We start from the raw sequence: 10,832 nt of genomic DNA, 5'->3' as shown, positions 1-10,832 counted from the left end.
ATTCGTGCTCGGGCTAGCCTTCTCCTGGGGCGCGCTGATGGGATGGGCGGTCGAGTTCGGCGATCTCGATGGCCCGGCCATCATGCTCTATATCGGGTCAATCCTGTGGGTGATCGGCTACGACACGATCTACGCACATCAGGACAAGGAAGACGACGCCATCGTCGGCGTGCGCTCGACGGCGCGCCTGTTCGGCGACAACACCAGGACCTGGCTGGTCGGCCTCTATGGCGGCGCGCTCGCCTGCTTCGCCATCGCCTTCGCCTCGGCGCAGGCGCCGATGCCGGCGCTGGCCGGGCTGATCGCCGCCGGCGCGCATATGGCGCGACAGATCGCGAAGCTGAACATCGACGATGCGGACCAGTGCCTCAGGCTGTTCAAGTCGAACAACCAGGTCGGCTGGCTGATCTTCCTCGGCCTGATCGGCGGCGCGCTATGGGTGGCGCTGAAGCCGCTGCTGTAGTTCTCCCTTCTCCCCGTTCAACGGGGAGAAGGTGGCGGCAGCCGGATGAGGGGCAGCGAGCCTTGCAGGCAAGGAGAAAATGTACAGCGGTTATACGGCCTCTGATCGGCTTTCGATGTGGCCAAACCCTGAGGTCGGCGCCGCCCCTCATCGCCCTGCCGGGCAGTGACGGGGAGAAGAAGGCTGTCATCGGCGGTTTCGCCAATCGCCAGCGGACTATTCCCGCGCGATGATCTCCTCGCCGTCGACGACGAGTCTGAGGCCAAGATTGCCCGCCCTACGGCGGGCGAGGAAGCGCGGGCGGCGCGTGGTCGAGATACGACCCTTGCGGCGCTCCTGGGGCGGCAGCGCCTTGATGGCGGCGCCGAGCGATTCCTCCAGCGTGCGAGCAACGCCGTCGGCCTCGATCAGAAGCATCGGCAGGCGATAGGCATCGGCCCAGGCGCGCCAGTCGGCGGCGACGTCGTCGAGGTCGTCGGCGACGAGCAGTGGCACCGACAGCATCGGATCATTGTGCAGCAGCTCGAGCGTCACGGTGACGTTGCCGTCGGGGTCTTCCATGGCGCGGGCGGCAACGCCGCGAAACGCCTTGGCAGGCAGTGCGATGATCGCCGGCACGCCGCTCATCTCCAGCATGCGGCGAATGACGGCACCACGCTGGTCGATGGTGAAGGTAACGTCGCCATAGTCGTCGCGTGTCGCATAGCTCACCATCTGCGGCAGGCGGAATGGGTCGAGACGCATGTTGCGCCCTGCCCAGACTGGCTTCAGTCCAGTGTTCATCGAGTGCCTTCCTGTGTCTCCTGAGGGCCGTTTACCGGTTCTCTCCGGGCCAGTTTTTTCCGGCCTCGCTTATGCGGAAACATTAGCGCTGGCTCCTTACCGCCGCGCTTAAGAAAGTCGGTTAAATTTTGCTGATCTCGGGGATGGTTATCGGAATGCAACCACCCACAACATGTTGGAAGGATCAGATAACCTTACCGGGATTCATGATGCCGGCGGGGTCGAAGGCCGCCTTCACCCGGCGCATCAGTTCGATCGCCATCGGCGGCGCCGTGGCGATCAGTTCGTCGCGCTTCAGCTGGCCGATGCCGTGCTCAGCCGAGATCGAGCCATGGAAGGAGCGCACGACCTCGTGCACGGCCTGGTTCATGGGATGGTAGAGGTCGAGAAACGCCGCGTCCTGCCAATCCACGGGGCGGGAGATGTTGTAGTGGAGGTTGCCGTCGCCCATATGGCCGAAGCAGACCACGCGGGCGCCGGGACAAACGCTCTCCACCACGCCGGCAGCCTTGTCGATGAAGTCGGGGATCGCGGCGATCGGCACCGAGATATCGTGCTTGATCGAGGCGCCCTCCGGCTTCTGGCACTCTGGCAGCACCTCGCGGAAATTCCAGAAGGCGTCGCCCTGGCCAAGGCTCGCCGCGATCGCCGCGTCGCCGACAAAGCCCTGTTCGAGCCCGGCCGACAGTATTTCCTCGATCAGCGCCCTGCCGTCCTCCTCGGAGCGGCCGGAGGAGACCTGCATAAGCGCATACCAAGGCCAGTCGTCGGCCAGCGGCCGGGTGACGCCTTGCGCATGCTTCAGCGTGTAGTCATACGGCCGCTTGCCGATCAGCTCGAAGGCAGTGAGCGAAGCGCCCGCCCGGCCCATCGCCAGGCTGAACAGGGAAAGTGCATCGCGAGGCGACGACAGGCCGGCAAAGGCGACCTCCCTGCCCTTCGGCTTCGGAAACAGCTTGAGCACGGCGGCGGTAATGACGCCGAGCGTGCCTTCGGCGCCGACGAAGAGGTTCTTCAGGTCGTAGCCGGTATTGTCCTTCTTCAGCTTGCGCAGATCGTCGAACACCTCGCCGGTCGGCAGCACGACTTCGACGCCGAGGCAGAGCTCGCGCGCATTGCCATAGGCAAGCACGCCGGTGCCGCCGGCGTTGGAGGAGAGGTTGCCGCCGATCTGGCAGGAGCCTTGCGCGGCAAGCGACAGCGGAAACAGCCGGCCGGCAGCGTCGGCCGCTTCCTGCAAGGTCTGCAGGATGACGCCGGCCTCGACGGTGACGGTGTTGGAGAGCACGTCGATCTCGCGGATGCGGTTCAGCCTGGACAGCGACAATATGATGTCATGGCCGGACTTGTCGGGCACCTGGGCGCCGACCAGTCCGGTGTTGCCGCTCTGCGGCACGACGGGCGTTTTGGTCTCGGTCGCAAGCCGCATGATGCGGCTCACCTCCTCGACGCTGCCCGGCCTCAGCACCAGCGACGTCCGGCCGTGCCAGAGGCCGCGCCGTTCGGTGATGTAGGGTGCGATCTCGGCCTGGTCACGCAAGGCGTATTTCTCGCCAACGATGGCCGCGAAACGGTCGACAAGGCTGGGGTCGAGCTCGAAGGGCTGGTCGTCGGACTGATCATTCATGGGGCCAGAACCTATGGCGCTCAGGCGATCTTGTCACGGGGTGCTGCGGCGCGCGACAGCCGGTCGTTGATCGCCTCGCCCAGACCCTCGAAAGGGATCGGCTCGACGGCGATGGTCGCGGCGCCGCTGCGGTCGAGCTCCTGCATGTATGCGAAGAGGTTCGCCGCCGCCTCGCGCAGGTCGCCGGTCTCGGAGAGGTTGCGCAGCGCGGCCGCACCTTGCCAGCCTTCGGCGCGACTGCCGCCGAAGGCGAGCAGCGCCTCGCCGCTGGCGATCTGACGGGCGTTGAGGCGCATCGCGGCGCCCGGCGCGTAGTGCGAGGCGAGCATGCCGGGCGCCTCGATGCCGGCAGCCACGCCGCGCAGCAGCGGCTTGCCGGCGACGGCCTCGATCTCGGCCGCAGCGATGCCACCCGGCCGCAGCAGCCGCACCCTCTCGCCCTCGACCTTGACGATGGTCGATTCCAGGCCGACCGGCGTCGCCCCGCCATCGACCACCAACCTGATCCTGTCGCCTAAATCGGCAGCCACGGCGCCGGCGGTGGTGGCGCTGATCCTGCCGGAAGAATTGGCGCTGGGCGCGGCGAGCGGATGACCGAGCCTGGCGATCAGCTCGCCGCCGAACCCCTTGGGCATGCGCAACGCAATGGTGTCCAGCCCTGCCGTGACCAGCGGATGAATGCCATTTCCGGGGCGCTGCGGCAGCACCAGCGTCAGCGGACCCGGCCAGAAGGCCGCGGCCAGCTTTCTCGACAGCGGGTCGAAGAGCGCGATGCGCTCGGCCATGGCGAGATCGGCGACGTGGGCGATCAGCGGGTTGAAGCGCGGGCGGCCCTTGGCCTCGAAAATGCGGGCAACGCCGATGCCGCTGGTGGCGTCGCCGGCCAGCCCGTAGACAGTCTCGGTCGGAATGGCGACGACGTCGCCGCCCTCGAGCAGCGCCAGCGCCCGCTCCATCGCCTCGCCGGCGGCAACTATCTCAGCCAATTGTCGTCACCTCTTTGGATGCGAGGCTGCGTAATACGGCGGCGTTCGGCGGGCAAGTGCGGGCGTTGGCGAATTATCAATCCCTAAAATGCTATGTTTCCGCGCAAGCAGGCATCAATCCCGTGGGAATATGGTGCCGGTTTGTTGGGCCAGGGGAAACTATCATGGTGTCGATGCGTGTCCTTGCAGCGCTTGGCGTCGGCCTGTCGGCAATTACCGGCGGCGCCCAGGCTTCGTCCATTGTCGTGTTGGGCGCGTCGACCACGACGCCCTCCATCATCCGGCTCGCGCCCGAACCGATGAAGCTCGGCTCGACGCCGTCGGTCGTGGCGCTTGGCGAGCCCGCACTCGATGTCACCGACGAGAAGGTCGCGGCGATCCCCGATAAGTCCACGCACCATGGTTCCATGCAGAGCCCGATGATCATTCGCGGCGGCGTCGTCGGCGGCGCTTTTGCAACGCCTGCCGCAGCACCGGCCAAGGCCACAACCGCCACGGCGCCGGCGACCGAGACAACGCCCACCGCCGACGGCAAGCCGGCCGGCGAGGCGACCGCGTCAAACGGCGCCGCCGAACCGAAGCCTCAGCCCGAGGCGCAGCAGCCACAACCGGCAGCCGCGCAGCCGGCACCGATATCCCCCGTCGGAAAAGCCATGTAGGCTTTTCAGTGGAGGCTGATCCGTCATCCGGCGCATATGCCCGGATGGCAGTATTCCTTCTGATTCCATCCTGCTGCCCGAAATGTCAGACGGCATCGGTGGAAGAAGACTGGGTTTTCAAAAGGGGGTTCATCATGAACGAGACGAGACGATTTGCCGTCGCCGCATTGCTGCTGGCGTCGGTGCTGGGCACGAGCACGGCGCGGGCCGACGATATGCTCGGCTCCTATGTCGCGCGCATTTCCGAGCGGGACCATCACGCCAGCGACGGCTATCCGCTGGACAGCGCCGCGCAGATGGTGCGGCAGGACCGCGCCAACTGGCACAAATTCCACCGGCGCGACCGCGACGACGAGGGTGACGCCTGGTTCCGCAGCAATGATGACCGCGCCGACCTAGAGCGGATGTTGAGGCGCGGCGGCGCCATGAGCGGCGCGACACGGCGCGCCATCGTCAATGGCGAGGCGCTGATCCAGGTCGATGTCTATTCGAACAGCGTCTACGTCAGCATCCTCGAGGACTGACGGCAAAAAGGGCGGCGCGTTGGCGCCGCCCTTCCTCTAGCTCAGCGGGCTATTCGGTCGTGGAGGACGGAGAGGCCGCCTCCAAAATGGCTCAGGCGGCTTCTTCCTTGTCCTCGTCGGACTCGTCTTCGTCGTCGGCCTTCACGCCGTCTTCCTCGTCCTCATCCTCGTCCTCGCCGTCTTCATCCTCGTCACCACCCAACAGGGTCGCTTCGTCGTCGGCATCCTCGCCGTCCTCGTCGTCACCTTCCTCGTCATCGTCAGACTGATCGGCGGCTTCGACCGCGGCAGCTGCGGCATGGTCGAGCCTGTCGTCGGAAGCGGATTCGATCGCCTCGACAGCAGCCGCGGTTTCTTCAGTGACTTCGATGTCGTGATCGGAATTCATGGCAAGCCTCCGTGGTTGGGGGAACGTCATCGTTGTCCCACGCGGAGGTCATCGTCATATGACTGTAAGCCGGCTCCCGCGTACTAAATTTTGGCGCGCCTGAAAGCGGGGGCACGGCCCGCGCCCCGATGGGCGCAGGCAATTCCAGGCCCGCGTTTTCGGCCGTCAGCCGGCGATCTTGGAGAAATCCGCGACCTGATCGGTGGCGGCGCGGATGCGGGCAAGCAGCGCCAGACGATTGGCGCGCACGGCCTGGTCCTCATCATTGACGAGAACCTGTTCAAAGAATGAATCAACCGGTTCACGCAACACGCTAAGCGCCAGCATGGCGGCGGAAAAATCTTCGTTCTGAATCGCTTGGCCGGCTTCCTTCTCGGCCTGATTCACCGCGGCATAGAGCTTCTTTTCCGCTTCTTCGCGCAGAAGAGCCGGCTCAACAGTCTCGGCGATGAGGGTTTTCTTCTTCTCTTCCGCCGCCAGGATGTTGGCGGCGCGCTTGGTGCCGGCGAGCAGGTTCTTGCCACCGTCGGTGTCGAGCAATGAGCCCAGCGCCTCGACGCGGCGCACCATCTGCAGCAGGTCGTCGGACTGTTGCGTGATGACGGCATCGATGAGGTCGTGCCGTGCGCCCTGGTCGCGCAGATAGACCTTCAGGCGGTCGTGGAAGAAGGCGAGGAGGTCGGACTGCGGGCTCGCGCCGCCTGCAAAGTTTGCAAAGGCTTTGGCGAAGATCGATGTCAGCGCCAAACGAACGCGGTTCTCGATCAGGATCCTGACCACGCCGAGCGCAGCGCGGCGCAGGGCAAACGGATCCTTGCTGCCAGTTGGTTTCTCATCGATGGCCCAGAAACCGGTGAGCGTGTCGAGCTTGTCGGCGAGCGCGATGGCAACCGAGACCGGATCGGTCGGCACGCGATCGGACGGGCCTTGCGGCTTGTAGTGCTCTTCAGCGGCCGCGGCCACGGATGCATGCTCACCCTCCAGCAGCGCATATTTGCGGCCCATGGCGCCCTGCAATTCCGGGAACTCGCCGACTACTTCGGTCTGCAGGTCTGCCTTGGCAAGCACCGCGGCGCGGCGCGCCAGCGCCGGGTCGGCGCCGACGATCGGCGCCAGTTCCTCGGCCAACCGCTTGATCCGCTCGACGCGTGCTCCTTGCGTGCCAAGCTTCGCGTGGAAGGTCACGTCGAGATGGTCGAGGCGGGCGATGCGCTGGTCGAGCGGCTTCTTCAGATCGAGCCCGAGCTTTTCGGCCGACGCCTGGAGTTCGCCGAGATCGGGCAAATCGCCCTGGTCGGTCTTCCAGAAATAGAGCGCGTCGGACAGGCGGGCTCGCACCACCTTGCCGTTGCCGTGCGCGATCTCCTTGCCGCCATCGCTGGCCTCGATGTTGGCGACAAGGATGAAGCGGTTGGACAGGTCCTCGCCCGCCCCTTGCGGCCGGGTGACGAAGCACTTCTGGTTGGCGCGGATGGTCAGCCGGATGACCTCGGGCGGAATGGCGAGGAAGTCCTGTTCGAATTCGCCCATCAGCACGACAGGCCATTCGACGAGGCCGGAGACTTCTTCCAGCAATCCGTCGTCCTCGACCAGGTCGAGACCGTTTGCAAAGGCAAGGTTGCGGGCGTCGGCCAGGATGATCTCCTTGCGCCGCTCGGCGTCGAGCACGACCTTGGCGGCTTCCAGCTTCGAAACATAGTCCTCGAAGCGACGCACGGTGAATTCGCCCGGAGCGTGGAAGCGATGGCCATAGGTGACGTTGCCGGAACGAATGCCGTCAATCTCGAAATCGACCACGACGGGCTCCTCGGTCTCGGGGCCGAAGGTGCAGACGATCGATTGCAGCGGCCGCACCCAGCGCAGCGAACCGGGCCTGGCAGAGGCCGGCCCCCAGCGCATCGATTTCGGCCACGGGAAGCTGCGGATCATGCCTGGCACCAGCTCTGCGATGATCTCTTCCGCCGCCCTGCCCGGCTTGGAGATATGGGCGACATAGAAGTCGCCCTTCTTCGGGTCGGAATGGACATGCGCTTCGGCGATCGAGGCGAGGCCCGCCTTGCGCAGGAAGCCCTGCACCGCCTGTTCGGGCGCCGAGGTGGCGGGGCCCTTGATCTCCTCGCGAATGTCCTTGGAGCGCGCCGTCAGGCCGCGAATGTCGAGCGCCAGGCGCCGCGGCGTCCAGTACTCGCGCGCTGCCTCATAGGTGAGGCCGGCCTCGACCAGGCCGTCGGACAGCATCTTCCTGAGGTCGCCGGCGGCCTTGCGCTGCATGCGCGCGGGAATTTCTTCGGAGCGAAGTTCCAGAAGCAGGTCGGGCATAGGGATCAACTCATGCGGGGCGAACGGTCCGGGCGGGGCATAGCAACTCGGCTCGCCGCTGTCACCCCTGCCCGCCGGCCGCCGGGGTGGCCGATTTCAGGAAATTATCAGGTCTTTGTCGGGACCAAGCGGGCGCACCCGTCCTAAGAACAGAAATCCCATGAACCGAACGCGGCGCTGAAGCGACCAACGCTCAGGCAGAGACCTATTGGCTGAACGACCATGAAGACCGTATCGAGAACCCTGCAAATCCTCGCACTGAGCGCCTGTTTCGCCGCCCAGATGCATGGCACGTTCACGATGCCGGGCGTGCGGCAGGCGTTGCGGACGATCGACAGCGCAAGCAGCCAGAGCTCGTTGCCGATCACAGCTTCACTCAAAATTGGCCAAAGCGCCTTGAACTAAGGTGCGTTGAGATTAAGGTCACGCCGAGCCGAAAACGGTGGTTTTCGAGACCCGGAGCGGAGCGTACTTGACGTACGTGAGTAGCGGAAGCGCAGAAAACCGGCGTTTGCAGGCCGGCATCCCCTGAATATCGACACACTTAGGCCGCCAGGCCGCCCGCCTCGGTCTGCAGGAAGGCCTCGCCGCAGGCCTTGGCCAGGTTGCGCACCTTGAGGATGTAGCTCTGCCGCTCGGTGACCGAGATGACGCCGCGCGCGTCGAGCAGGTTGAAGACGTGGCTGGCCTTGATGCACTGGTCGTAGGCGGGCAGGACCATGCGGTGCCTTGCGCCCACGTCATTCGATCCGGGCGTGCCGGCCGCGAGCAGCGCCTTGCATTCGGCCTCGGCGTCCTCGAAATGCCTGAGCAGCATCGCGGTGTTGGCGAACTCGAAATTGTGGCGCGAATATTCCTGCTCGGCCTGCAGGAAGACGTCGCCATAGGTGACCTTGTCGGCGCCCTCGCGGCCGTTGAAGTTGAGGTCATAGACATTGTCGACGCCCTGCACATACATGGCGAGCCGCTCCAGACCGTAGGTGAGCTCGCCCGCGACCGGTGCGCATTCGATGCCGCAGACCTGCTGAAAATAGGTGAACTGCGACACTTCCATACCGTCGCACCAGCACTCCCAGCCGAGCCCCCAGGCGCCCAGCGTCGGGCTTTCCCAATCGTCCTCGACGAAACGGATGTCGTGCAGCAGCGGATCGACGCCGATGGCTTCAAGCGAGCCAAGATAGAGCTCCTGCAGGTTGGGCGGGTTCGGCTTCAGGATCACCTGATACTGGTAATAATGCTGCAGCCGGTTGGGGTTCTCGCCATAGCGCCCGTCCTTCGGGCGGCGCGATGGCTGCACATAGGCGGCGTTCCAGCGCCTCGGACCCAGCGCGCGCAAGGTGGTTGCCGGGTGGAAGGTGCCGGCGCCAACCTCCATATCGTAGGGCTGCAGGATGACGCAGCCATAGTTCGCCCAGTAATTGTGCAAGGTCAGGATCAGCCCCTGGAAGGAGCGGCTGGGATGCATGTGGGCGGGAATGTCGACGGTCACGGCGGCCTCGATGGAGCGGCTGGATGGGGACCACGCTCTAGAGGCACCGCTGGCAAGCGTCAAGGCAAGCCGACGGCTGGCCCATTGCCGGCACGACGAGCCTGCGGTCTGTTCCATGCCTCCGCCATCAGCAACAGCAGGCCCCAGCCATGCCAGATTCCACCAGCATCCGACCCATCACGCGAGAGGATTCGAGCAATGGCTGCCGCTATGGGACGGCTACAACGCCTTTTACGGCCGATCGGGCGAGACGGCGCTTGCCGGCGACATCACGGCCATGACCTGGTCGCGCTTCTTCGACGCCTACGAGCCGGTGCATGCGCTGGTCGCCGAAAGCGAGGGACGCCTCCTCGGTCTCGTCCACTATCTCTATCACCGCAGCACGACGGCGATCGCGGCGAACTGCTATCTGCAGGATCTGTTCACCACCGAGGCCGCGCGCGACAAGGGCGTCGGCCGGGCACTCATCAACGCCGTCTACGAACGCGCCAAGGCGGCCGGATCGGGCCGGGTGTACTGGCAGACGCATGAGACCAACCACACGGCCATGCAACTCTACGACAAGGTGGCGGAGCGGTCGGGGTTCGCAAGCTTCTCTGAAAGCGAAGCGGGGCTACGAAGAGCCCCGCTCAAAGCATCCTTCGGTGCCGCTCACCCCTTCGGCGCCGGCGTGGCCGGCTTGACCTTCGGGGTTTCCTGCGCCGTGTTGGATTCGATCGCCGGCAGGCCCTTGAGCAGCTTCTGCTGCAAGGTGGCAAGCACGTCGGGATCCGGCTTCAGGTCGCGGGCCTGGTTCCACTGGTAGGTGGCTTCCAGCTTGCGGCCGACGCGCCAGTAGGCGTCGCCGAGATGGTCGTTCAGCACCGGGTCCTCCGGCTTCAGCGACACGGCGCGCTCCATTTCGCGGACCGCGTCCTCGAACCTGCCCATGCGGAAATAGGCCCAGCCCAGCGAATCGACGATGTAGCCGTCGCTCGGCCTTAGATCGACGGCCTTCTGGATCATCGCCAGGCCTTCCTTGAGGTTCATGTTCATGTCGACCCAGGAATAGCCGAGATAGTTCAGAACCTGCGGCTGGTCGGGGAACAGTTCCAGCGCCCTGCGGAAGTTCGGCTCCGCCTTCGGCCATTCCTTCAGCCGCTCATAGGCGATGCCGCGCTGATAGAAGATGTTCCAGTTGGCATTGGTCGGCGTCTTCAGCACCTCAACGGCCTTGTCGTAGAGATTGGCCGCCGAGCGGAAGTCCTCCTTGGAGGAGTAGACCCCGCCCAGCGCCAGATAGGCGCGCATGTCCTGCGGATGCTTGTCGACGAACGCCTTCAGATGAGCGATCGCCTCGTCATGGCGATCGAGATCGGCGAGGTTGAGGCCGAGCTGCAGGTCGGAAAGCTCCTTCAGCGGCGAGGAACCGGGAATGCGGCGATAGAGAGCGATTGCGCCCTCGCCGTCCTTCAGTTGCTCGGCGACGGCGGCGAGTTGCACCAGAGCGGCATCGCTGTTGGGCTTCAGCGCCAGCGCATATTGCAGATAGAGGCGTACGAACGGCTCGCCGCCGTCGCCGAGCAACTGAAGGACGGCGAGGGCGCAATCGCTC

General features: G+C 65.1%; 11 protein-coding genes and 1 pseudogene. 5 read left to right on the top strand and 7 right to left on the bottom strand.

All coding sequences use genetic code 11. The features are described from left to right. Positions 1 to 463 (top strand): UbiA family prenyltransferase (locus tag EN745_RS20270; RefSeq protein ID WP_189363104.1); only part of this gene is annotated, 463 nt, incomplete at its 5' end. Positions 464 to 679: 216 nt separating this feature from the next. On the opposite strand, the gene EN745_RS20265 is transcribed toward EN745_RS20270, so the two are convergent. From EN745_RS20265 to EN745_RS20255, 3 genes are all read right to left on the bottom strand, one after another. Further along, positions 680 to 1,246 (bottom strand): DUF6101 family protein, encoded by a 567-nt coding sequence (locus tag EN745_RS20265; protein ID WP_126055960.1) that lies wholly within the window; start codon positions 1,244 to 1,246, stop codon positions 680 to 682. Between the two features lie 184 nt (positions 1,247 to 1,430). Further along, positions 1,431 to 2,873: an FAD-binding oxidoreductase gene (locus tag EN745_RS20260; protein ID WP_126055961.1), complete on the bottom strand. Its 1,443-nt coding sequence runs from the start codon at positions 2,871 to 2,873 to the stop codon at positions 1,431 to 1,433. 20 nt (positions 2,874 to 2,893) lie between these two features. Beyond that, on the bottom strand, positions 2,894 to 3,859 hold the full coding sequence (locus tag EN745_RS20255) for an L-threonylcarbamoyladenylate synthase (protein ID WP_189363103.1): 966 nt from the start codon (positions 3,857 to 3,859) through the stop codon (positions 2,894 to 2,896). Positions 3,860 to 4,023: 164 nt separating this feature from the next. On the opposite strand from EN745_RS20255, the gene EN745_RS20250 reads away from it, so the two are divergent. Beyond that, entirely contained in the window at positions 4,024 to 4,518 is a 495-nt protein-coding gene (locus EN745_RS20250; RefSeq protein ID WP_245455552.1) for a hypothetical protein, read from the top strand. 134 nt (positions 4,519 to 4,652) lie between these two features. Further along, the gene (locus EN745_RS20245; protein WP_126055962.1) at positions 4,653 to 5,042 is read left to right on the top strand and encodes a hypothetical protein; all 390 of its coding nucleotides are present in this window, start codon (positions 4,653 to 4,655) and stop codon (positions 5,040 to 5,042) included. Between the two features lie 91 nt (positions 5,043 to 5,133). Here the strand turns inward: EN745_RS20245 and EN745_RS20240 are convergent, their stop codons facing one another. Together EN745_RS20240 and glyS are read right to left on the bottom strand one after the other, a co-directional pair. Continuing rightward, positions 5,134 to 5,430: an ATPase gene (locus tag EN745_RS20240; RefSeq protein WP_127422094.1), complete on the bottom strand. Its 297-nt coding sequence runs from the start codon at positions 5,428 to 5,430 to the stop codon at positions 5,134 to 5,136. Between the two features lie 165 nt (positions 5,431 to 5,595). Next, positions 5,596 to 7,749, bottom strand: a complete 2,154-nt coding sequence (glyS, locus tag EN745_RS20235; protein ID WP_127422093.1) for a glycine--tRNA ligase subunit beta — start codon at positions 7,747 to 7,749, stop codon at positions 5,596 to 5,598. Between the two features lie 222 nt (positions 7,750 to 7,971). Here glyS and EN745_RS20230 point away from each other — a divergent pair, with 222 nt between their 5' ends. Beyond that, positions 7,972 to 8,154 carry a hypothetical protein gene (locus EN745_RS20230; RefSeq protein WP_126055965.1) on the top strand — a complete coding sequence of 61 codons (183 nt, stop codon included), beginning with the start codon at positions 7,972 to 7,974 and terminating at the stop codon, positions 8,152 to 8,154. A 139-nt stretch (positions 8,155 to 8,293) separates the two neighbouring features. Here the strand turns inward: EN745_RS20230 and EN745_RS20220 are convergent, their stop codons facing one another. After that, on the bottom strand, positions 8,294 to 9,238 hold the full coding sequence (locus EN745_RS20220) for a glycine--tRNA ligase subunit alpha (protein ID WP_126055966.1): 945 nt from the start codon (positions 9,236 to 9,238) through the stop codon (positions 8,294 to 8,296). Positions 9,239 to 9,387: 149 nt separating this feature from the next. Here EN745_RS20220 and EN745_RS20215 point away from each other — a divergent pair. Beyond that, positions 9,388 to 9,824 (top strand): annotated as a pseudogene (locus tag EN745_RS20215) (GNAT family N-acetyltransferase); the annotation flags it as partial. A gap of 65 nt (positions 9,825 to 9,889) precedes the next feature. Here the strand turns inward: EN745_RS20215 and EN745_RS20210 are convergent. Beyond that, the coding region (locus tag EN745_RS20210) for a tetratricopeptide repeat protein (RefSeq protein ID WP_127422092.1) at positions 9,890 to 10,832 on the bottom strand (943 nt) is incomplete at its 5' end.

Source organism: Mesorhizobium sp. M4A.F.Ca.ET.022.05.2.1 (assembly GCF_003998845.1).
Lineage (GTDB): Bacteria > Pseudomonadota > Alphaproteobacteria > Rhizobiales > Rhizobiaceae > Mesorhizobium.
Note: the sequence above shows the minus strand (reverse complement) of the source record. Positions and strands in the feature narration are given on the sequence as shown.